This is a genomic window from Mesorhizobium sp. C399B, assembly GCF_030323185.1.
GTDB lineage: Bacteria > Pseudomonadota > Alphaproteobacteria > Rhizobiales > Rhizobiaceae > Mesorhizobium.
In genome coordinates this window covers 2362374-2384689 of the sequence record NZ_CP100472.1, presented here as the reverse complement: position 1 = coordinate 2384689, position 22316 = coordinate 2362374, and the positions used below count along the sequence as shown (strand labels likewise).

Here is a 22316-nt window from a genome sequence, read left to right as displayed (position 1 = left end):
GCTAATACTATCCGAATCCCAGTGTATAGCGAGCATGATTGTTTGCTTTACACGTACAAGATTTCAAAGTTGTTTATTGTGACAATTCAGCAACAGTAATTTAGCCCGAGCTCATGTACCGTATTGGCTTCCCCGCCAGGCTCGGCTGTTGTATCAACGCGCTCGGCGAAACCCTGACACGACGAGGATCGGGTGGCTTCATTGCTGAGAACCGTTTGTGGCCGGGCCGCCTGGGTCGGCGCGCTATGGCTGGTCGTGACGGCAGGGTCGGCGCTTGCCGAAGAGCCGAAGTCAACCACATCTGCCGAGACCAAGCCTGCAGAAGGCAATCCGTGGGCGCTAAACTGCGCCAGCGGATCGGCCGGCATCGAGCTTCAATGCCAGGTCTCCCAAAACCTTACCGAGGCCAAGACGGGGCAGCGCGTTCTTACCGTTACGGTTCGCCGCGACAACGGCAATGGCAACCTCGCCATGCTGCTGGCCTTGCCGCACGGGCTGTTCCTGCCTTCCGGCGCCTCGTACCAGATCGACCAGGGGCAGAAGACGACCATTGCCATCCAGACCAGCGACCAGAACGGCGCCTATGCCGCGACCCCTTTGTCGGCGGACCTCGTCAAGGCGATGAAATCGGGAACCAACCTGAACATCGGCATGGAGTCGGTGACGCGCAAGCCGGTGACCATTCCGGTCTCGCTTGCCGGATTCACTGCCGCGATCGACAAGCTTCAAGCGTTGAAATAGCCGGCCTATCTCGGCAGATGCGTAAGCATCAGCTTACGTTTTGGACTGGCCGGACTCACACGTGCTTGCGGCCGCCTGTCTCGCGGAACCAGCTGTCGGGGTAAGGATACCACCAGTCCTGGATCGCCGGTCTGTGGTCGATGATGACCATCTTGGAGCGTCGGAAGGCGTCGAGTCCCTGGCGTCCCAGCTCGCGGCCAAGGCCTGATGCCTTCCAGCCGCCGAAGGGCAAGGCGTCATTGTCGATCAGCGGGTTGTTGACCCAGACCATGCCGGCCTCGAGCCGCTCGGCCGCCTCATGCGCCTCGGCGAGGTCGGTGGTGAACACCGAGGCGCCGAGGCCGAACGGGCTGTCATTGGCAAGCCGGATCGCCTCGTCGAAATCCTTGACGCGGCAGATCGCGGCGACCGGTCCGAAACACTCTTCGCGCACGATCGCCATATCGGGGGTGACGCCGGTCAGGATCGTTGGCTCGTAGAACCAGCCAGTGTTGTGCGCCGGCGGAATGCGCCCGCCGGCAACGGCTATAGCGCCGTTGCTGATAGCGTCATCGACCAGCCGCATCACTTTCGCCCGGGCGGCTTCGCTGACCAGCGGGCCGATCTCGGTCTTGTCCATGCCATTGCCGATGCGCAGCGCCCGCGTCTTCTCGGCGAACAGCTCGACGAAGCGATCGTGAACCGAGTCGACGACAAAGAAGCGTTCGGCCGAGGTGCAGACCTGGCCGGTCAGGTGGAAGGCGGCGGTGACGCTGCCGGCAGCCGCCACGTCGAGCGGCGCGTGCTCGCTGATGATCAGCGGATCGCTGCCGCCGGCTTCGATGACGCAAGGCTTCATGCGCTCGGCGCAGGCGACTGCCACGGCTTTGCCGGCGGCGACCGAGCCGGTGAAGGCGACAGCGTGGATGCGTTCGGAGGCGATCAGCGCCTGCGCGGTGGCGGCCGTGCCAGGCAGGCAGGCGACCAGCCCTTCCGGCAGTGAACGGAACATCGTCATGTAGTCCAGCGTCGACAGCGTCGTCGCTTCGGCCGGCTTGATGACGCAGCCGTTGCCGGCGGCAAGCGAGGCCGCGACGGTCCAGCACATCAGCAGGATCGGGAAGTTGTAAGGCATGATGTGCACGGAGACGCCATACGGCTCGTACCGCGCATACTGGAACGACCCGGCCTGCGTCGTACCGGCGATCTTGCCGGCGTCGTCGCGCGCCATCTCGGCATAGTAGCGGAAGATCGGCGCGCAATTGGCGATCTCGCCGATCGCTTCGGGATAGGGCTTGCCCATCTCGCGCACCATCAGCTCGGCGCAGCGCGTGAAGTCCGCCGCCTCGATGGCGTTGGCGACCGCATGCAGATGCTTTGCCCGGCTCTTGGCATCGAGCTGCTTCCAGGCGGCTTGTGCCGTGGTTGCGGCACACAGCACCGCATCGACCTCACCGTCCGTTGCGGCGGAGATCGAGCCGACGGTCTCCAGCGTCGCCGGATCGATCACCGGTTTTGCCGTGCCGGTCATCGGCCGGTAGTCCGGATTGACGAAGAAAGCCGGCCGTTCAGCGGAGAATTGCATGGTCGTCCTTTCAGGTCCGCTCAGCGGATCATGTAGACCTTCTTGATGGTCTCATGGACGGTGCAGACGCCTTTCCAATTCTGAGGAAAGAACGCCGCCGTGTCCGGCTCGATCTGGATGACCTCGCCCGATTCGTGCACATAGGTGCAGCGGCCCTCGAGGAAGTGGCAGAACTCGTCGCGGGTGACATGGCAGTGCCATTTGCCGGGGGTGCAGACCCACAGGCCGCATTCCGAACGGCCCTCCGGCCCCTTGTAGAGCAGCTTGCCCGAGGTGTGGGACACGCCCTCGATCATGGTCGGGATGACGCCCCAGTCGACGAGGTCGGTGATGGCAAGCGGGGATTGCATGATGGGCGTGGTCATGGCGATTTCCTTTAAAAAAGTGCTCAGCGGCACATGAAGGCCTTGGTCAGTGTTTGCGTGATGGTGGAGGTGCCGGCCCAGCCGGCGGGGAAGAACACCAGCATGCCGGCCTCGACCGGGATCTCTTCGCCATTCTCGCGGACATAGGTCCCGCGGCCCGACAGGAAATGGCAGAACTCGTCGGCGGCAAAGGTAACCTTGCGGCTGCCTGGCGTGCACGACCACAGGCCGCATTCGCTTGAGCCGTCCGGGTTCTGCGAGAGGATCCTGCCCGAGGCGCGCGGCGAGCCGGCAAGCGTGTTGCTGCCCCCGCCCCAGTCCTCCAGTTTCACGGTCGAGGCCTTTGGCCAGTGCGGTGTCGGCATATTGGGAAGCTCCGTTGCTGTTCAAGCCAGCATGTAGACGTTGCGCATGGTCTCATGCACGGTGCATTCGCCTGTCCAGCCGGCAGGGAACATGACCACGGTCCCGGCTGCGACTTCTACCACCTCCCCGGCATCCGACCGGTACGTCGCGCGGCCGGCGACGAAATGGCACAATTCGTCGCGCGGAATCGAGAGCCGCCAGCGGCCGGGCGTGCAGACCCAGATGCCGGATTCCGGCTGGTTGTTGGGTCCTTTGTGGACAAGCCTGCCGGTCGAGTGCGACGCGCCGTCCAGCGCGTCGGACTGGGCGCCCCAGTCGACGAGGTCGGTGCGGGTGGAGGCTTGGTAGAGATGCGGGGCGGAGGAGGTCACAGCAGCGCCTCCAGCAGCCCGGCTGCCTTCTCAGGCCCGTTCTGGGCCTGCATCTGCGCCGAGGTCTTCGCCAGCCTGATCTTCATCTTGGGGTCAGTCAGGCAGGCTTCGATCCTGCTGATCAGCTGGGCGTCGCTCCAGTCATAGCGCGGCATGCCGAAGCCGTGGCCGGTTTCCTGGACGCGGGTGGCGTTGTCGTGGCCGTCCCAGACATAGGGCATGATGATGGCCGGCTTGCCGAAATAGAGGCACTCTGTGAACGAGTTGTTGCCGCCATGGTGGATTACGGCATCGACCTGCGGGATGACTGAAGGCTGCGGAAACCAGCTCTCGACGACGACGTTGTCCGGCACATCCGTGTACAGGTCCTTGTAGCCGCCGACATTGACCAGCGCGCGGTAACAGGTCTTGCCCAGTGTTGCGATTATGCGCTTCAACAAATCGACATCGCCGGCGCCGAGGCTGCCGAAGGAGACATAGAGCAGCGGCCCGTCATTGTTCTCGGCGAAGGTCGGCACGGCGTATGGCTTTTCCTGCCGCACGCAGCCTTCGAGATACTGGAATTTCGTCGTATCAAGCGGATGGCGGCGTTTGAACTTTGCCGCTTCGGGATAGAGCAGCAGATTGAGATAGGGCGATGTCTCGAAGAACTGACCGACCGGGTATGGCGCTTCATTGTTTGCGGTGAGGAAGGCGTTGAAGTCGTCGTGGATGGGCTTGATCACCGCATTGAAATGATCGCGATAGCGCTGGTGGCCCACATGGTCGTTCTCGCCGCAACCGGAGAGATGCGGCGGGATGTCCTCATCCTCGATCTCGTTTTCCGAGCAGGAGATGACGCGCACCCAAGGCTTGCCGAACTGTTTGATGGCCGGAAACAGGATGACATTGTCGACGCAAATGACATCAGGCTTGATGGCGGCCAGGACTCGCGGCAAATCCTTCTGCGCCCATTTGGCGCTGTCGACGATCGCGGTCCAGCAATCCTTCACGTAATTGTCGACCTGATCGTAGGGCGATTTGCGGAAGTTCGGGATGTGGCCGTTGATGAAGTCTTCCCAGAATTTCGCCATCTGCTCGGGCGGCATCGGCTCCGACAGGTTCACCGGATGCGCTTCGAAGCCGTAACCCTTGTAGACATCGACAAAGCCGGGGTCGGACAGGAACACTGCCTTATGGCCGCGCGCCTCGACGGCTTGCGCGATGCCGACCGAATTGAGCGCCGGGCCGTAGGCCGCTTCGGGAAAAAACGCGATCGTCTTCTGCGCCATCAAGCTCTCCTATTCCTGAAAAATTCTGACATCGGCGGCGTCCCAGCCGAGTTCGACCTGGTCGCCCGACGAGACCGGCCGGCGGTCGGCGGCATCGGCGGTGACGCGCACCAGGAACGGTTTTGGCGACAGAGGCGTGCGGATATGCAGCTGCAGGTCCAGCCCGTGATAGGCCAGCGCCTCGACCGTGCCGGCGGTGTGGTTGGCGGTCTCGGGTGACGGGAACAGCCGGATGCGCTCGGGTCGCACCGAAGCGACAGCGGAAGCGCCGGGTGTGAGCTTGGCGGGAACCTTGCCGGTGATGCGCGCGCCGTTCGCGGCGATCACGCCATCCGCAGACACCTTGCCCGGTACGAAATTCATCACGCCGATGAAGTCGGCGACGAAACGGTCGGTGGGATGCTCGTAGATCGCGTGCGGCGTGTCGCATTGCAGCAGCTGGCCGTCCTTGAGCACCGCCATGCGGTCGGCCATGACGAGTGACTCTTCCTGGTCGTGGGTGACGATGACGAAGGTGATGCCGACTTCGTGCTGCAGGCGCTTCAGCTCCATCTGCATGGCGCCGCGCAGTTTCTTGTCCAGCGCGCCCAGCGGTTCGTCGAGCAGCAGCAACCGAGGCCGTTTGACCAGCGCGCGGGCGAGCGCGACGCGCTGCTTCTGGCCACCCGACAATTGCTCAGGCTTACGGTCGGCGAAGGGGACAAGCTCGGTGGTGGCCAGAATGGCCTCGACGCGGGAACGGATTTCAGCTTTCGGCAAGCGCTCCATCTCCAACCCGTAGGAGACATTGGCGCGCACGCTCATATGCGGGAACAGCGCGTAGGACTGGAACATCAGATTGACCGGCCGCTTGTTGGGCGGGGTCCGGGCGATGTCCTTGCCATCGAGCAGTATGCGGCCGTCGGTTGGCGTCTCGAAGCCGGCCAGCATGCGCAGCAGCGTGGTCTTGCCGCAGCCGGAGGGTCCAAGCAGCGCGAAGAACTCGTTTTCGCGGATGTCGAGCGAGATGCCGTCGACGGCGGTGACCCGGCCGAACTTCTTCGAAACGTTATCAATGGCCAGCAGCGTGCGCGGTTCGCTCATTGGCCGATGATCCCACGGTTGAGCCGCTGCGACAGGGTCAGCGCGGTGATGGATACCGCCATGACGATGGTCGCCAGCGCGTTGATCTCCGGCGTGATGCCGAAGCGGATCATGGCGTAGATCTGCATCGGCAGCGTCGTCGAGGCGCGGCCGGCACCGGCGGTGAAGAAGGCGATGATGAACTCGTCGACCGAGAGCGTGAAGGCAAGCAGAGCGCCGGCAATCACTGCCGGCGCGATGACCGGCAATGTCACACGCCGGAAGGTGGTCAGAGCCGAGGCGCCGAGGTCGGCGGAGGCCTCGACGATCGACCAGTCGAAACTCTTTAGCCTTGCGCGCACCACCGAGCAGACGAAGGCGAGGTTGAAGACGACATGGGCGAGGATGATGGTGTGCAGGCCCATGGTCAGGTTTAGCATGGAGAAGAACGACAGCAGAGCGATCGCCAGGACGATGTCGGGGATGATCATCGGTGCGAAGATCAGCGCCTCGAGACCCCTGCCGTATTGCCGGCGCATCTCGATGCCGATGGCCAGCAGCGTGCCGAGCAGCGTGGCGATGGCCGTGGAGACCAACGCCACGATCAGCGTGTTGAGCGCAGCGGAAAGGATGGCGGAATTGCCGGCCAGCGAGGCATACCATTTCAGCGAAAAGCCCGACCATGCCGTCGGCAATCCGCCTTCGTTGAAGGACAGCGCCACCAGCACGGCGATCGGGATGTAGAGGAAGGCGAAGACGAGGGTGAGGATCGTACGCATGCCGAGCGTACGGGTGAAGGAATGGGTCATCGCCGGCCTCCGACAATTGGAGGGCAAGCGAACGACCAGAGTCCTTCTCCCTGTTCGCGGGTAGAAGCTACCGGCAGGCAGACGGGGGGCAGCGTTGAGCGTCGCAAAGGTTGACGCCGCCCCTCATCCGCCCCTTCGGGGCACCTTCTCCCGGTGAACGGGGAGAAGGCAAGAATTGCGCGGCGCTCAGCCATAGGCGTCACCCCTTGCCTCAGCCGCACGCCCCGCGGCGCGGTCGGCGGCGAGCGCCTGCGCCATCAGCACCAGAAGCATGATGGCGATCAGCGCCATGGCGAGCGCTGCGCCGAACGGCCAGTCATTAGCAGTCAGGAACTGGTCGTAGACGAGGTTGCCGATCATCTGGAAGCGGCCGCCACCGAGCAGCGCCGGGGTGACAAAATTGCCGATCGACAGCACAAAGACGAAGACAGCACCCGCAGCGATGCCGGGCACGGTCAGCGGCAGGATGACACGTCGGAAGGTGGTGGCAGCGGAGGCGCCGAGATCGCGTGAGGCCTCGGCCAGTTCCGGGTTGAGGCGTGACAGCGGCGCGTAGCAGGCGAGGATGACGAAGGGCAGATAGTTGTAGACGAGGCCTGCGATGACCGAGCCTTCGGTATAGAGCATCGAGGGCGGTTCGCCGGTGTAGCCGAACCAGCGCAAGAGCTGGGTGATCAGGCCTTCGCGGTTCAGCAGCACGATCCAGGCATAGGTGCGGATCAGGTAGTTGGACCAGAACGGCAGCACGGCGAAAAACAGGAACACCGGCTGCCACCGGCGCGGGGCGGCCGCGATCGCATAGGCGGCGGCATAGCCGATCACCACCGCGATCAGGGTCGCGGTGCCGGCGATACGCGCCGATTTGAGTAAGATGCCGGCATAGAGCGGGTCGAAGACCAACCCGAAATTTTCCAGCGTCAAAGTGTAGTCGATGCCGCCATAGACGCCGCGCCGGAAGAAGGCGAGCGCCAGCACCAGGGCGCATGGGATAACCATCAGCGCGGTCAGCCAGACCAGCGCCGGGGCCATCAGCAGAGAGGAACGAAGTCGGGTCTGGGACAATTTCTCGGGTACCGCTCAGGGCCGGCGGCAGAAGTGCTGCCGGCCGTGAAGTCTGCGCCGCTTACTGCGCGGCCTTGATCTCGCTGACGATCTTGGAATAGTCGCGCTGGGCTTCGCCGACGTCACGCAACTGCTCGAACTTGACGAGATCGGCCACCGGCATCGCCATGTTGGGGAATTTGGCCAGGAAGTCGGCCGGCAGGCTTTCCATCGCCGGCTTGTTCGGCACCTTGTAGTCGATGTTCTGCGCCGCCCAGGCGTGGTTCTTGGCGTCGAGCATGAAGTTGATGAACTTGAAGGCGTCGTCCTTGTGCTCGGACGCCTTCATCACCACCATCGTGTCGACCCACAGGTCCGAACCTTCTTTAGGGATGACGTATTTGATCTCCGGCTTGTCGGCGATGCCGTAATTGCACCAGCCGTCCCAGGCCTGCACCATCAGCGCCTCGCCGGAAACCAGCTTGGAATAGAAGGTGGTGTCGTCATAGGCGAGCAGGGTCTTCTTGGCGGAGATCAGGAGGTCCTTGACCTCGGCCATCTTGGCCGGGTCGGTCTCGTTGACCGAATAGCCCTTGTCGAGCTGCCCGGCGGCCAGCAGCCAGCGATCAGTCGCCAGCATGGTGGTCTTGCCCTTCATCTCGTCGGAAGGGGCGAGCAGGTCGCTCCAGCTCGTGGGCGCCGTCTTGACAAGGTCAGAGCGGTAGCAGAGGCCCGTCGTGCCCCAGGTGTAAGGCACGGAGAAAGCGTTGCCGGCATCGTGCGGCAGCTTGGTCGCTTCGGGATAGAGGTTGGCGAGGTTGGGGATCTTGGCATGGTCGATCGGCTCGGTCAGGCCAAGCTTGTTTAATACTTCGGCGAAGGGCGAGGAGACGAAGACCACGTCATAGCCCTTGCCGCCGGCGGCAATCAGCTTGCCCATGATCTCTTCATTGGTGGCGTGCACCACCACTTCGCCGGCAACGCCGGTGGCGGTCTTGAAAGCGGCCATGGCGTCGGGTGCCATGTACCCATCCCAGTTCGAAATAACGAGGTCGGCTGCGGCGGCCGGCCCCGAGAGCGTCAGGGCGAGACCGAGAGCGATTGAGGATGTATTGAGCGCACGGCGCCGCAGGCTGGTAGCGGTCATGGCAGTCTCCCATTCGGTTTGATCGTCGAAATCATTTGCCGGACCAAGGCCGGCGACGCGCGCGCCTGCCTCGATCCTGTTCCCTCGGTCTTTTCTCGCCGATTGTGCCGACAGTACTATTGCAGAAAAAAGTACGTCAATCCATAATCTGTCAACCGACGGAGGAATTTGGCCGATTGTCCCTGTTCCGGCGATCAGCCAGACCAATGCGCCACATTCGCATTCGAGAAAAGTCATGCAAGCCGTAGCCAGACGACCTCGCACCAACCATCTCGATCTGGCGCAGCGCATCCTGGATGTGGCGCGGCAGCGTGGCTTCGAGCCTGGCGCCCGCCTGCCCGAACAGCAGATCGCCTCGCTGTGCAATGTCTCGCGCACGCCCGTACGCGCCGCACTCGGCCTGCTCGCGGAACGGGGCGTGGTGCGCTGGGAGGCCGACAGCGGTTATCATCTGACGGTCGACCTCGCCGCCCAGCCCGCCATTGCCGCCGAACTACCCAGTGCGGAGGAAGACGAGCTCGCCGAAGCCATCCTGCGCGACCGCTCGGCGCGACGGTTGGACCAGACGGTGACCATCGCGGGGCTGATGCGACGCTACGACGCTGATCGCAAGACGGTACTAAAAGCACTTAACAAACTGACCGACGAGAATCTTCTGGATCGTGCGCCTGGGCAATCCTGGTTGTTTCGCCGCGCGCCGGACGATCCGGAGGCGCAAGGCGAAAGCTACGAGTTCCGCCTGGTGCTGGAGCCGGCGGCCATCCTGACGCCAGGCTTTCGGCTGGACGGGGCGCGGGCAGCAATGTTGCGGCAAGGCATGGAAGCGCTTGCAGCGCTGCCGGACGAGACATTCGACACGCGCGAGTTCCAGCGGCTGGACATGGATTTTCATGGCATGATCGCCGAGGGCTGCGCCAACCGTTTTGTGTCGGATGCATTGGCCGATCATCTCCGCCTGCGCCGGCTGCCGGGCATCTATTCCGGCGTCAACGTGTTTCGGCTGCGGCAATCGTTGCGCGAACACTCGGGCATACTCGACTATCTTGAAAGCCGGCAGTATGGGGTGGCTGCCGATCTGCTTCGCATCCACCTGCGGCTCTCCCGCAGCCAGCGACCGCAAGCAGCCAGCCGCGGAGCTCCCGCACTGTTCAGCATGATCAGCCGGCCGGATTGAAGAGGAATAATTGACGCGTAAAGCCAGCCCGACCATCGCGCTGTTTCCCGAAGCCAGTTTCGGCGCCGCGTTGAATTGCGTCGGTATCGCACAGGCATTGCGCGCACGGGGCGCTCGCCCCGTCTTCATCTGCCATGCCGGCTTCTCCGGCGTCTTTACCGACTATGGCTTCCAGGAATACCATCTGCCGACGGATGAGCCGCTGAGCGACAGCGACCGCCAGAGCTATTGGCAGGCCTTCGTGCGCCGGCACCTGCCGCATTTCCGGCTGAGCCCGATCGACCAGCTCGAGACCTATGTCGCGCCGACCTGGCAAGCGATCGTCGACACCGCCGTCAACGCCGAGGCGCCGCTGCGCCAATTGCTGGCGCGGCTGAAGCCGGACGCGGTGGTGCTCGACAACGTCATCATGTTCCCGGCGATCGCCGCCGCCGGCTGCCCGTGGGTGCGCGTCGTCTCCTGTGCCGAGACGGAACTGCCGGATGCCGAGGTGCCGCCCTATCTCTCGGGGATGGGTGCCGACGACCCGCAACGTGCGGCGTTCGAAGCGCGCTATCTCGCGGCCTCCGCACCCGCGCATGAGCGCTTCAACCGTTTTCGTGCGGATGCCGGCCTGGCGCCGTTGCCCAAGGGCCTGTTCCTCGAGACATCACCCGACCTCAATCTGCTGCTGACGCCAGCGATCGTACGGCGTGAGCGGGCCGAGCCGCTCGACCCCAAACGCTTTGTCTATCTCGAAGGCTGCGTGCGTTCGGAAGGGCCATTCGAGGTGCCGGTGTTTCCGCGCAATGGCGGCCCGCTGGTCTATGTCAGCTTCGGCAGCCTCGGCGCGATGGATGTCGGGCTGATCGAGCGCATGCTCGCCGTCTTCGACAGGCTGCCGGCGCGCTTCATCGTCAATGCCGGCGGCCTGCGCGACGCCTATCGCGCGGTGCCGGACAATGTCTATCTCGACGCCTGGTTTCCGCAGCCTTCGGTGGTGGCGAAGTCGGACCTGTTCATCCACCATGGCGGCAACAACAGCTTTTGCGAGGCGCTGCGCTTCGGCGTGCCGTCGCTGATCATGCCCTATTGCTGGGACGGTCACGACAATGCGCAACGCGCGGGAGAGACAGGTGTCGGCGACCATATCGGCCGCGACGCCTGGACGGAAGGGGGATTGGAGAGAGCCATTCTCGGCCTGCTGGCCGACGATGCGATGCGCGCCCGCCTCAGGGACAATGCTGCCAAGATGGCGCTGACCCCTGGAACGGATGTGGCCGCGCAAGCCATACTCTCTCTCATAGGTACGTGAACCAAAATGCAGGACAAAAATACCAACACCGCTCTCTTCACCGGCAACGATCCCAAGGCCTGGCTCGCCCAGCACGGCATCACGGAGGTCGAGTGCCTGGTGCCCGACATGAATGGCGTGCTGCGCGGCAAGGCGCTGCCGACGGTGAAATTCCTCAAGGCGCTGGAAGACCGCGCACTCTACCTGCCGAGCAGCGCTTTCCTGGTCAGCATCGATGGCCGCTACTCCGGTTCCATCGACGAAGGCTTTGCCTATCAAGACCCGGATATGCGCATGGTGCCTGATATGTCGACGCTGTGCCTGGCGCCGGGCGGTGGCGTCGGCAAAGCCTATGTCTTCGCCGACGCCTTCCACATGCAAGGCAAGCCCTGGATGGCCTCGCCACGACATGTGCTGCGCGCCGTGCTCGATCTCTACCGGAAGCGCGGTTGGCGCGCGGTGGTGGCGCCGGAAATCGAATTCTATCTGACCGCGCCCAATCCGAATCCCGACCAGCCGCTGACGGCACCGGTTGGCGCCAATGGCCGCGCCGAGGGCTCGCAGCATCCCTATGACATGGTGGCGCTGGAAGAATTCGAGCCGGTGATAAGGCGCGTCTATGATTATGCCGCAGCCGCCGGCCTGCCGCTCGACACGCTGATCCATGAGTCCGGCACCGCGCAGCTGGAGATCAATCTCTTGCACGGCGACGCGGTGCCGCTCGCCGACCAGGTGCTGCTGTTCAAGCGGCTGACTCGCCAAGCGGCGCAACAGAGCGGCATGCACGCGACCTTCATGGCCAAGCCGATCGCGGCGCAGGCGGGAAGCTCGATGCATCTGCACATGTCTGTCGTCGATGAAACGACAGGCGCCGCGCTGTTTGCCGACAGAGATGATGCAGACACCGAAATGTTCGGCCATTTCATCGGCGGCCTGCAGAGATATGTGCCCGAGATCATGCCGCTGTTCGCACCCAACGTGAACTCGTTCCGCCGCATCCGGCCGAACCACAGCGCACCGGCCAACATCGAATGGTCGCATGACAACCGCTCTTGCGGCCTGCGCGTGCCGGCAGGTGGCCGCGCCGCCCGGCGGGTAGAGAACCGCTTGCCGGGAGCGGATTGCAATCCCTATCTGGCGATCGCCGGTTCGCTGCTTGCCGGCTATCTCGGCGTCGAGCAGAAGCTGGCGCGCTCGGCTGAGGCCTCGGGCAATGCCTACAAGATCAAAAGCACGCTGCCGAAAACGATGGAGGAGGCGCTTGATCGTTTCATTGCTTGCGAGCCGGTGCGGGCATTGCTCGGCGAGGATTTTTTCCAGACCTATCTGCGCGTCAAGAGCGTCGAACTCGACCTGTTCCAAAGCGTGGTGACGAGTTGGGAACGCGACCATTTGCTGCTGAAGGTGTGATCATGGCCTCCGGCTCAACGGGTTTCAATTCGGGCCTCGATATCGGCAAATCCTACTATGTCGCCACCGCCAATCCGGCGCCGGACCATCCGGCGCTGGTGGGAGATGTCGGCGCCGATCTGGTGGTGGTCGGCGGCGGCTGCACCGGCCTGTCGGCCGCCCTTCATGCCGCCGAGCGCGGCCTGAAGGTGGTGCTGCTCGAAGGCGGCAAGATCGGCTGGGGCGCGTCGGGCCGCAATGGCGGCCAGATGATCCCCGGCCTGCGCAAAGGCGCCAAGGGGCTGGTCAAGCTCTACGGCCCCGAGCGGGCGAAGGCGCTGTTCGACCTCGCCTTCGAGGCGCGGGGCCTGGTGCTCGACATCATCGAGCGCCACACCATCGACTGCGATCTGCGGCTGACCGGCCATCTCGTCGGTGCCGTTAATGGCTCCGACCTCAGGGATCTCGAAGACGAGGCCAAATGCCTCGAGAGCGTGATGAAGTTCCACGACGTCGAGATCCTGTCGGCGGCGCAGGCACGCGGCAAGGTGGACACGCCCTATCATGGCGCCATGTATGAGCCGCTTGGCGGCCATATGCATCCGCTGAACTACACGCTCGGGCTTGCCCGAGCAGCCGTGGCCGCCGGCGTCACCATTCATGAGAATTCGGTGGCGGTGAAGCTGGAGCTGGAACCATCGATCCGGGTCTCGACATCGAAGGGTTCGGTACGGGCCAAGCATGTCGTATTGGCGGGCGATGCGCTGCTCAATGGGCTGGAGCCACGCGTCAACAGCCGTATCATGCCGGTCGGCAACTACATCGTCGCCACCGAGCCGTTGGAGGGTAAACGCAATGTCATCCCGGCCAATGTGGCGGTGTCCGACACACGCTTCGTCGTCAACTACTACCGCATGTCGGCGGACGGACGCCTGCTGTTCGGTGGCGGCGAGCGTTACACGCCGTCGCCGCCGGCCGACATCGCCGGCTTCGTGCGGCCGCATATGGAAGCCACTTTCCCGCAATTGAAGGGCTGCCGTATCGACCATGCCTGGGGCGGGCTGGTGTCGGTGACGACATCGCGGCTGCCGCATGTCGGGCACTATGGCGAGGTCTATTTCGCGCATGGCTATTCCGGCAAGGGCGTCATCCTGTCGACGCTGTCGGGCAAACTGCTCGCCGAAGCGATCACCGGTGATGCCTCACGGCTCGATCTGTTCTCGACGCTGATGCCGATGCCGTTCCCGGGTGGAACCGCGCTACGCGGTCCGCTCTATGTGCTGGGGATGTTGTGGTACGCGATGCGCGACCGCATCAAGCATTGAAGGCTGCGGCCGGCGGGCGCGAAATCATTGGAGGCGATTGCATGCGTGATTTTCAGTTCCCCGGCCGCTCGCCGGTTCGCGCGACAGAAGCGATGGGGGCGACATCGCATCCGCTGGCGACGCTGGCCGCCATCGACATGCTGCGCTCCGGCGGCAATGCCATGGATGCCGCTGTCTGCGCTGCGGCGGTGCAAGGCGTCGTCGAGCCGCAATCGACCGGCATCGGCGGCGACTGTTTTGTGCTCTACAGTCCCAAAGGCGAGGGCGATGTTCTCGCTTTCAACGGCTCGGGGCGTTCGCCCGCTGCGGCAACCGCCGAATGGTATCTGGAGCGGGGGCATAGCGAACTGCCTGCGGCCGGACCGCATGCCGTCACCATACCAGGCGCCATCGATGCATGGTGCCGGCTACTCGAGGACCACGGAAAAAAGGGCATCGACGCCGCGCTGGCGCCAGCCATTCGCTATGCCGAACAAGGCTATGTCGTTTATGATCGCGTCGCCTTCGACTGGGCCGACGAGGTCGCCCTGCTCTCAGCCGATGAACATGCCGCGCGCATCTTCCTGCCGGAGGGCAGGGCGCCGCAGGCGGGCGATCTGCACCGCCAACCGCAACTGGCGGAAACCTTGCGCGTCGTCTCGAGCCAAGGTCGCGCCGGCTTCTATGAAGGCGCGGTCGCCGAGGACCTGGTAGCGCGTCTTCGCGCGCTGGGCGGGCTGCATGCATTGGAGGATTTCGCCGAGACCCAAGGCGACTACGTCAAGTCAGTGAAGACATCCTATCGCGGCCACGACATCCACCAGATGCCGCCGAACAATCAGGGCATGACGGCGCTGATCATGCTCAATGTGCTTTCCGGCTTTGCGCTTAACTCGCTGGAGCCGAACAGCGCCGAGCGGCTGCATCTCGAGATCGAAGCCGGCCGGCTTGCCTATCAGGACCGCGACACTTTCATCGGCGACCAGGATTTCGTTGATGTCCCCGTCGAGAAACTGTTGTCGGCAGCGTATGCGGAGCGGCTGCGCGCCGCCATCGATCCGGCCCTCGCCATGACGCATCTGCCGCGGCTTGAGCTGTCGCGCAGCGACACCGTCTATATCTCCGTGGTCGACCGCGACCGCAATTCGGTCAGCTTCATCAACTCGACCTTCGGTTCCTTCGGCAGCGGCGTCGTCGGTCCCAAGACAGGCGTCGTGCTGCAGAATCGCGGCAGCAGTTTTCGCCTCACGGAAGGCCATCCAAATCGTATCGCGCCGCGAAAGCGACCGATGCACACCATCATGCCTGGCATGGCGACGCGAGGGGGTAAGGTGGTGATGCCGTTCGGGGTGATGGGCGGCGGCTACCAGCCGTTCGGCCATGTCCATCTGCTGACCAACATGATCGATTTCGGGATGGACCCGCAGCAGGCACTGGATGCGCCACGGGTGTTCTACAAGGACAATGCCGTGCTGGCCGAGCGCGGGATTCCGGCTGAGGCGATCGCCGGCCTGCGTCAGCGCGGCCATCAGGTTTCGATCGCCGAGGAGCCGCATGGCGGCGGCCAGTTGGTGCTGATCGATTGGGAAAAGGGCACGCTCACCGGTGCCTCCGATCCGCGCAAGGACGGTTGTGCGCTGGGCTACTGATCTGCGTTGCTGGAATGCGCATTCAGAACCAGATCAGCCAGACAAGCTGCAGGATTACCAGTGCAATGGCGTCCCAGAAGATGAGTTCGCCCATCGAGAACCAGCGCCGCGACCGGTTGAAGCTGTAGAACAGCCACCCGACCAAGGCTGCGGCGGCCAGCGGCACCAAAGCGAGCAGCGTGCTCACGGCAGTCGCGCTCCCGACACCGCATCGAAGGTGTGCAGCGCCGCCGGCGGAAAGTGTAGATAAAGCGGCTGGCCGGGATCGAAAGCGCGATCGACATTCACGGTCCTGACGATCAGCGCGTTGGCCTCGCTCGTGGCGAAGATCAGCACGTCCGGCTCGACCGGTTCGACGACGTCGACGGCAAACAGGATGGCATCGCCGGCAGTCGCGTCGACAAGCTGGATCTGCTCGGGGCGAATGCCGAGCACGATGGGACCATCAGGCTTTCCCGGAAGCGGGCAAGTGAAACCTCTGGCGTGGAAGACGCCGGCGCGGACATCGCCATCGAACGTGTTCATCGCTGGACGGCCGATGAATTCAGCGATGAAGCGATTGGCAGGCCGCCGATAAATCTCGCGCGGGTCGTCGTACTGGATCAGTGCGCCTTCGCGCAACACCGCGACCCTGGTCGCCAGCGTCATCGCCTCTTCCTGGTCGTGTGTGACGAAGACGAAGGTCTTTTTCAGCTCGCGATGCAGACGCTTCAGCTCGGTGCGCATGTGGAGCCGCAACAAGGCGTCGAGATTGGACAGCGGCTCATCCATCAGACAGAGGCTAGGTTGCCAGACCAGGGCGCGGGCCACAGCGACGCGCTGCGCCTGGCCGCCCGACAATTGCGAAGGGCGGCGGTCGAGGTAACGGGTGATTTCGAGCAGCTCGGCCATGGCGCGGACGCAGCGGTCGAGCTCGGCAGCCGGCATCTTTCGGATGCGCAAGGGATAGGCGATGTTCTCGTAGACGCTCTTATGGCTGTAGAGCGCATAGTTCTGGAACACCATGCCCATGCCGCGCAGGCGCGGCGGCAGGTCGGTGACATCGAGGCCCTCGACCATGATGCGCCCGGCCGTGGGACGTTCAAGGCCGGCAAGCAGCCGGCAGGCTGTCGTCTTGCCGGAACCAGAGGGCCCGAGCAGAACCAGGAATTCGCCGGGCTCGAAAGCAAGGTCGAGCGCCTGCAGCGCCACCGTCCCGTCCGGGAAGGCCTTGGTGACGCCGTCGAAAACAATTGCCATGCAAGGATCCCTTCAACCCTTGACCGCGCCGAAGGTGAGGCCGCGCACGAGCTGTTTCTGGACAAGGAAAGTGAAAAGCACGATCGGCAGCGTCGCCACGATGGCGACCGCCGCGACTTGGCCCCATAGCGTGCCATGCGGCGTCACCAGTCCGGGTATGCCGACGGTCAGCGGCCGCCCGTCGAAAGCGACGAGGATGAAGGCATAGAGGAACTCGTTCCACGACAGGATGAAGCAGAGCACGGCCGTCGCGCCGATGCCGGGCGCGGCCAGCGGCGCGACGACGAAAAAGAATGCGCCGAGCCGCGAGCGGCCGTCCATCATCGCGGCTTCGTCGATCTCCCTGGGGATTTCGGCGAAGAAGCCGCGCATCATCCAGACGACGAGCGACAGGTTGAAGGAGGTGTGGGCGATCACCACGGCGTAGATGGTGTCGATCAGGCCGAGCGAGGTGAAGAACAGGAACAGCGGCACGGCGATCGAGATCGGCGGTGCCATGCGCGTCGTCAGGAAGAAGAAGAACAGGTCTTCCCTGCCGGGAAAATCCGAGCGGGCAAAGCCATAGGCCGCTGGCGCGCCGATGACGATGCAGAGTATGGTCGACGACACCGAGATCAGCACCGAGTTGATTGCCAGCGGCCAGTATTCCTTGTCGATGAAGACGGCGGGATAGTTGGCAAGCGTCGGCGAAAAAATCCATTTCGGCACAGAAGACAGAAGATCGACGCGGTTCTTGAACGACGCCAGCACCATCCAGACATAAGGCGTCAGCGCCACCACGACGGCGACGAGCAACACCGCCCAGGCAAAGCTTTTCCAGGCGCGGTTGGTGGATTGATCGATCATCGCCGCGCCCTCAAAACGCCGCCGCCTGCTTGCGGCTCGACCAGTAGACGGCCTTGTAAAAGACGGAGCACAGGATCAGCACGACGAGATAGATCATGAAGGCGACCGCGGCGCCGTAGCCGAGGTCCCAGTTGCGGAAGTTGACGCGGTAGGCGTAGATCGACACCAGTTCGGTCAGCGTTCCCGGACCGCCGCCGGTCATCAGGAAAACCTTGTCGAACTCCTTGAAGGCATCGATGCCGCGCAGCAATAGCACCAGCGCGATGACGGGCCGCAGCAGCGGCAGCATGACATCGCAAAAGATCTGAAACGGTTTTGCGCCATCCATCATCGCCGCCTCGAACGGCGCGCGCGGCAGGCTCATCATCCCGGCGAGCATGATCAGGGTGACGAAAGGCGTCCACTGCCAGACATCGATGGCGACGATGGTCGGAAACACCAGGTCGGGTGCCGAAAGCACCGCCGAATTCTGCGCCAGCAGGCCAACCTTGCGCATGTAGAAGGTGAGCATGCCGAAATCGCCCTGCAACAGCAGCCGCCAGATCAGCCCGACGGCGACCGGCGCGATCATCATCGGGATGAGCAGCAGTGTGGTGAGAAGCCGCTGGCTGGCGACGAAGCGGAAGATCAGGAAGGCCAGCGCCAAGCCGAGCAGGAATTCGAGGCCGACGGCGATGATGACGAATTTCAGCGTCAGCAGGAACGATGCCCAGAAGAATGGGTCGTTGCGCATCAGCTTGCGGAAATTGTCGAAACCGACGAAGGCGCCCGCATGGCTGGCGTCGGCGAAGCTGAGGTCGGTCAGCGCGGTGTAGACCATGTAGTAGAACGGGCCGACCAGGAAGACGACGACGAGCAGCGTCGCGGGCAGCATCAAGAGCGGTCCCACCCCACGGTCGAGAAGCGGCATTCCGCGCAGCGATGGAGTGCGGTTCGTCACGGGCGTTTCCTGCGGACAAGAACGGCTACCCGCTTGTGCGGGTAGCCTCTGCGCGACATCTCAAGGCCTATCGTGCCGGATAGGTCATTGGTGCGCAAGAACCGAGCAATGTCGAGATGTCGGTGGCGGCGGTGTCGAGGGCGGCCTGAGCCTCCTTCTCGCCGGCGAGGTAGGACGACAGTTCCCGCACCAGTATGTCGGTCATCTCGGCCGATTGCGGCAGCGTCGCCTTCGGCACCGCATGCTCGTTGGCCTCCATGGAAGCCTTGGCATAGGGCAGCTTCTGCACCTCCGCCGAAGCATAGACATCGGGACGGCCTGAAGCGCCGCCATTGAGATGCTGCTCGAGCTGGCGGTCATAGCCCATCATCCACTGGACGAAGAGGAAGGCGGCCTGTGGGTTCTTCGAATAGATAGGGATGAGATAGGTCCAGCCTTCGACCTGGCCGATCTTGCCGCCTTCGCCTTGCGGCACGAGATCGAAGCCGACCTTGCCGACGACGGTGGAGGCGGTTGTGTCGACCGACACGGCATAGGTGGCGTCGTTCCACATGATCAGCTCGGCGACCTTGGCTTGCTGCATCAGCGCCATGACATCGTCCCAGAAATAGTTGAGGCTGTCCGGCGGGGAGAATTGCAACAGGCTCTTGTAATATTCGAGCGAGGCGACGGCCTTGGGGCTGTTGACGATGACCGGGCCGCAGGCCGAGCCGCTCTTCACGTCGAGCACGTCGCCGCCGAAGGAATAAAGGAAATTGAGCCACTCATACCACAGTGCCTCATGGCGCTTGCCCTGCAGGGCGGTGCCGTAAAAACCCTGGTCGGGGCGATAGAACCATTCGGCGATATCGCGGTATTGCTTCCAGTCCTTGGCGGGAGCGAGGTCGTAGCCATACTTGGCCTTGAAGCCTGCCTGCTCCTTGGGATCGGCGAGCAGGTCCGAGCGATACCACATGAACATGTTGAGCACTGTGAAGGGGAAGCCGTACTCCTTGCCGTCATACCAGGAGATTTCGTGCCAGGCGGTCTGGTAGAGCTGCTTCTCCGGCTCGAAGCTCGGATCGCGCAAAGCCGGGTCGGCCATCATCTTGGCGATTTCGACCAGATGGTTGTTGGTGGCGAACTTGCCGAGTTCGCGATGCGGCTGGATGATGACGTCGTAGCGGCCGCGGTGCGAGTTGAGATCGAGCTGCACCTTGTTGACGGCTTCCGAGTGCTCGTACATCTCGACTTCGACATGGATGCCGGTCTGTTTTTCAAACTCCGGCGCCATCTTCTTCAGCGCTTCGAGCGGCGGCAGCGCCTCGCCGACCATGCGGATGGTCTGGCCTCTATAGGGTTTCGACGCCTCTTTCAGATCCCACGCGGCCGCTTGTGTCACTTGCCACGTCAGGGGCCACACAAATACGGCTGCGACGAGCAGTCTGGACGCGGTACGTCTCAGCGGCTTGAGCATTCTTCCCTCTCCCTAGAAGTCGTGCCTGGCGGGCCGGCGCCCGTTCTGTCATAAAATGTGTGGTACTGCAAATCAAAATGTGGCACCTTGCAACAAATGGTTGGGAGGTGTTAACAGACCGGCAGCAAACCGGCTTTCCCGACCAGGCGAGGGACCTTTCGAATGGACTTCATCTTCATGCTGACGCGCCACGATCGCACGGTCGAGGACTGTCTCGACCTGGTCGATTTGATTGAGCCGGTCGGCCTGAAGCATGTCGGCTTCAAGGATATTGGCGTCGCGCCGGATGTGCTGCGCAAGCTCGCTGTCGCCATTGGGCGGACAGGCGCCACTACTTACATGGAAGTTGTCTCGACGACGGCGGAGGCCTGCCTCAATTCTGCACGCGTCGCCAGGGATCTCGGCATCCAGCGCCTGCTCGGTGGAACCCAGGTCGACGAGATCATGGCGCTGCTGGAGGGGAGCGGCACGGAATACTACCCTTTTCCGGGCCGGCCGGTCGGCCATCCAACCAAGCTCGGCGGCTCGGCCGAGGACGTCGAGGCCGACTGCCGGGCCTTCGCCGAGAAGGGTTGTGCAGGATGCGACATCCTCGCCTATCGCGCCACCGAGGCCGACCCGGCCGAACTGGTACGCGCAGCCCGGCGCGGGCTTGGTCCGTCGCGGCATCTGATCGTCGCCGGCGCCGTGGCATCAGCCGATCGGATCAAGGCGATCAAGCTGGCCGGCGCCAACGCTTTTACCATTGGCACAGCGGTGTTCGACGGTTCCTATTCGCCGACGAAAGGTTCTATCCTCTCGCAACTGCGGGATGTTCTCGCGGATTGCGAGCGTGTCTAATGCCAGTCATCGGCATCGATCTCGGCACACAAAGCCTCAAGGCGATCGTTGTCGACGACGAATTGCGGCTGCGTGGCGAGGCCGCTGTGTTGTACCAGCCGGCCTTCCCGGCGCCCGGCTGGGCCGAACAGAATCCGGCGCTGTGGCTCGCCGCGCTCAAGCCGGCCATTGCCGGCGCGCTCGACAAGGCTGGGCTTGCACCGTCCGATATCAAGGGCATTGCCATTGCCGGCCAGCTCGACGGCTGCGTCGCGGTCGACGACAGCGGTGAGGCGCTGGCTCCCTGCATCATCTGGATGGACCGGCGGGCGGCAGGAGAGATCGCCGGCATCGATCCGGACTTCATCCGTGAGCGCACCGGTCTCGTTCTGGACGCCACTCATATGGCGGCGAAAATCCGCTGGGCCGCGCGCAACCTGCCCGAAGCGCGCCGGGTGGCGCTCTGGCATCAACCGGTATCGTTCGTGGTCGCGGCGCTGTGCGGTCGTGCCGTCATCGATCACGCGCTGGCCTCGACGACCATGCTCTATGGGCTGAAGGAGCACAACTATGCCGGCGATCTGCTGGCGGCCTTCGACATCGATGCAGATAAATTGCCCGGCATCGACGATGCATCTGAGATCGCCGGCGCCTTGACCCACGCCGGCGCCGAGCTCACCGGTCTGCCTGTGGGCACGCCGCTGGCGGTCGGCACCGGCGATGATTTTTCGGCCGCCATAGGCGCCGGGGTTGTCGTGCCCGGTGTCGTCGCCTGCAATCTCGGCACGGCCGAAGTGGTCGGCGCGGTGTCCGGCACGCTTCGCCTCGACCCCGGCGGCCTGGTCGAGACCCATGGCTTTCTCGGCAACGGCTATTTCATCTCCAATCCCGGATGGCTCTCGGGCGGCGCGGTGACGTGGTTTCTAACAACCTTCGGCGTCGATTCGCCGGCGGCGATGTCGGAACTGGCGGCGACGGTGGTTGCCGGCAGCGACGATTTGCTGTTCTTGCCCGCGTTGTCCGGTGCCATGGCGCCGCGCTGGATCGCCGAAGCGCGTGCCGCTTTCTACGGCCTGACATCCTTCCACGGCAAAGCCGCTTGTGCTCGTGCCGTGCTGGAGGGCTGTGCCTTTGCCATGCGCGACGTGGTCGACCGGCTGGACGATCTCGATATCGCGACGGATCGCATCCGGCTCTCAGGCGGTGGCGCGCGCAGCCGGGTGTGGGGGCAAATCCGGGCCGATGTCAGCGGCAGGCCGGTCGAGATCGCGGGTGCGGCCGATGCCTCGCCGATCGGTGCGGCAATCCTTGCCGCCGCGGCCGTCGGCCTTACCTCCTCAGTGCAGCAGGCGGCTGAAAGGCTGGCCGGCCACGTCGAGACGATCGACCCTGATCCTTCCGCCAAGGCCGCCTACGACAGAAGTTACCGCCGGTATCGCACCTTGTTCGATGCCCTGACCCCGCTTCATGCTGACTGACCGGACTGCATC

Annotated in this window: 22 protein-coding genes; 8 read left to right on the top strand and 14 right to left on the bottom strand. The window is 63.6% G+C overall.

Annotated features, from left to right (window positions below; all coding sequences use genetic code 11):
• Nucleotides 1-201 precede the first annotated feature (201 nt).
• Entirely contained in the window at nucleotides 202-741 is a 540-nt protein-coding gene (locus tag NLY36_RS11315) for an invasion associated locus B family protein (RefSeq protein ID WP_023672953.1), read from the top strand.
• 55 nt (nucleotides 742-796) lie between these two features.
• On the opposite strand, the gene NLY36_RS11310 is transcribed toward NLY36_RS11315, so the two are convergent.
• The 9 genes from NLY36_RS11310 to NLY36_RS11270 all read right to left on the bottom strand — a co-directional run bounded on the left by NLY36_RS11310 (nucleotide 797) and on the right by NLY36_RS11270 (nucleotide 8737).
• Complete coding sequence (locus NLY36_RS11310; RefSeq protein ID WP_023735160.1) at nucleotides 797-2305, bottom strand: aldehyde dehydrogenase family protein; 1509 nt, start codon at nucleotides 2303-2305, stop codon at nucleotides 797-799.
• Between the two features lie 20 nt (nucleotides 2306-2325).
• Nucleotides 2326-2670: a cupin domain-containing protein gene (locus NLY36_RS11305; RefSeq protein WP_023672951.1), complete on the bottom strand. Its 345-nt coding sequence runs from the start codon at nucleotides 2668-2670 to the stop codon at nucleotides 2326-2328.
• A gap of 23 nt (nucleotides 2671-2693) precedes the next feature.
• A complete protein-coding gene (locus NLY36_RS11300) occupies nucleotides 2694-3035 on the bottom strand; it encodes a cupin domain-containing protein (protein WP_023672950.1) in 342 nt (113 codons plus the stop codon).
• Nucleotides 3036-3056: 21 nt separating this feature from the next.
• Nucleotides 3057-3407, bottom strand: coding sequence for a cupin domain-containing protein (locus NLY36_RS11295; RefSeq protein WP_023672949.1), 351 nt, complete (start codon nucleotides 3405-3407; stop codon nucleotides 3057-3059).
• Complete coding sequence (locus NLY36_RS11290; protein ID WP_023712265.1) at nucleotides 3404-4678, bottom strand: glycosyltransferase; 1275 nt, start codon at nucleotides 4676-4678, stop codon at nucleotides 3404-3406. The genes NLY36_RS11295 and NLY36_RS11290 overlap by 4 nt, the downstream gene beginning before the upstream one ends.
• 9 nt (nucleotides 4679-4687) lie before the next feature.
• Nucleotides 4688-5761: an ABC transporter ATP-binding protein gene (locus NLY36_RS11285; RefSeq protein ID WP_023701452.1), complete on the bottom strand. Its 1074-nt coding sequence runs from the start codon at nucleotides 5759-5761 to the stop codon at nucleotides 4688-4690.
• Nucleotides 5758-6549, bottom strand: coding sequence for an ABC transporter permease (locus tag NLY36_RS11280; RefSeq protein WP_023672946.1), 792 nt, complete (start codon nucleotides 6547-6549; stop codon nucleotides 5758-5760). The genes NLY36_RS11285 and NLY36_RS11280 overlap by 4 nt, the downstream gene beginning before the upstream one ends.
• 186 nt (nucleotides 6550-6735) lie before the next feature.
• Entirely contained in the window at nucleotides 6736-7578 is an 843-nt protein-coding gene (locus NLY36_RS11275) for an ABC transporter permease (protein WP_023712268.1), read from the bottom strand.
• A 94-nt stretch (nucleotides 7579-7672) separates the two neighbouring features.
• A complete protein-coding gene (locus tag NLY36_RS11270; RefSeq protein WP_023698839.1) occupies nucleotides 7673-8737 on the bottom strand; it encodes a polyamine ABC transporter substrate-binding protein in 1065 nt (354 codons plus the stop codon).
• A 235-nt stretch (nucleotides 8738-8972) separates the two neighbouring features.
• Between NLY36_RS11270 and NLY36_RS11265 the strand changes: the two genes are divergently transcribed.
• From NLY36_RS11265 to ggt, 5 genes are read left to right on the top strand one after another with little or no spacing between them, the layout of a single operon-like run.
• Nucleotides 8973-9911: a GntR family transcriptional regulator gene (locus NLY36_RS11265; RefSeq protein WP_023735159.1), complete on the top strand. Its 939-nt coding sequence runs from the start codon at nucleotides 8973-8975 to the stop codon at nucleotides 9909-9911.
• A gap of 10 nt (nucleotides 9912-9921) precedes the next feature.
• Complete coding sequence (locus NLY36_RS11260) at nucleotides 9922-11205, top strand: glycosyltransferase (RefSeq protein ID WP_023698837.1); 1284 nt, start codon at nucleotides 9922-9924, stop codon at nucleotides 11203-11205.
• Nucleotides 11206-11211: 6 nt separating this feature from the next.
• Nucleotides 11212-12594: a glutamine synthetase family protein gene (locus NLY36_RS11255; protein WP_023698836.1), complete on the top strand. Its 1383-nt coding sequence runs from the start codon at nucleotides 11212-11214 to the stop codon at nucleotides 12592-12594.
• A 2-nt stretch (nucleotides 12595-12596) separates the two neighbouring features.
• On the top strand, nucleotides 12597-13898 hold the full coding sequence (locus tag NLY36_RS11250; protein WP_023698835.1) for an NAD(P)/FAD-dependent oxidoreductase: 1302 nt from the start codon (nucleotides 12597-12599) through the stop codon (nucleotides 13896-13898).
• A 41-nt stretch (nucleotides 13899-13939) separates the two neighbouring features.
• Nucleotides 13940-15526: a gamma-glutamyltransferase gene (gene ggt / locus NLY36_RS11245; protein WP_023698834.1), complete on the top strand. Its 1587-nt coding sequence runs from the start codon at nucleotides 13940-13942 to the stop codon at nucleotides 15524-15526.
• A 22-nt stretch (nucleotides 15527-15548) separates the two neighbouring features.
• Here the strand turns inward: ggt and NLY36_RS11240 are convergent, their stop codons facing one another.
• The 5 genes from NLY36_RS11240 to NLY36_RS11220 all read right to left on the bottom strand — a co-directional run bounded on the left by NLY36_RS11240 (nucleotide 15549) and on the right by NLY36_RS11220 (nucleotide 19932).
• Complete coding sequence (locus tag NLY36_RS11240; protein ID WP_023698833.1) at nucleotides 15549-15713, bottom strand: hypothetical protein; 165 nt, start codon at nucleotides 15711-15713, stop codon at nucleotides 15549-15551.
• Nucleotides 15710-16765, bottom strand: coding sequence for an ABC transporter ATP-binding protein (locus NLY36_RS11235; RefSeq protein WP_023698832.1), 1056 nt, complete (start codon nucleotides 16763-16765; stop codon nucleotides 15710-15712). The genes NLY36_RS11240 and NLY36_RS11235 overlap by 4 nt, the downstream gene beginning before the upstream one ends.
• A 12-nt stretch (nucleotides 16766-16777) precedes the next feature.
• Complete coding sequence (locus tag NLY36_RS11230) at nucleotides 16778-17611, bottom strand: carbohydrate ABC transporter permease (RefSeq protein WP_023712275.1); 834 nt, start codon at nucleotides 17609-17611, stop codon at nucleotides 16778-16780.
• Nucleotides 17612-17621: 10 nt separating this feature from the next.
• Nucleotides 17622-18551, bottom strand: a complete 930-nt coding sequence (locus NLY36_RS11225; protein ID WP_156933162.1) for a carbohydrate ABC transporter permease — start codon at nucleotides 18549-18551, stop codon at nucleotides 17622-17624.
• 67 nt (nucleotides 18552-18618) lie between these two features.
• A complete protein-coding gene (locus NLY36_RS11220) occupies nucleotides 18619-19932 on the bottom strand; it encodes an ABC transporter substrate-binding protein (RefSeq protein WP_023713455.1) in 1314 nt (437 codons plus the stop codon).
• 237 nt (nucleotides 19933-20169) lie between these two features.
• Here NLY36_RS11220 and NLY36_RS11215 point away from each other — a divergent pair, with 237 nt between their 5' ends.
• Both NLY36_RS11215 and NLY36_RS11210 read left to right on the top strand, forming a co-directional pair.
• Entirely contained in the window at nucleotides 20170-20847 is a 678-nt protein-coding gene (locus NLY36_RS11215; RefSeq protein ID WP_023698828.1) for a beta/alpha barrel domain-containing protein, read from the top strand.
• Entirely contained in the window at nucleotides 20847-22304 is a 1458-nt protein-coding gene (locus NLY36_RS11210) for a xylulokinase (protein WP_023698827.1), read from the top strand. Before NLY36_RS11215 ends, NLY36_RS11210 begins: the two co-directional genes overlap by 1 nt.
• Nucleotides 22305-22316: the final 12 nt, after the last annotated feature.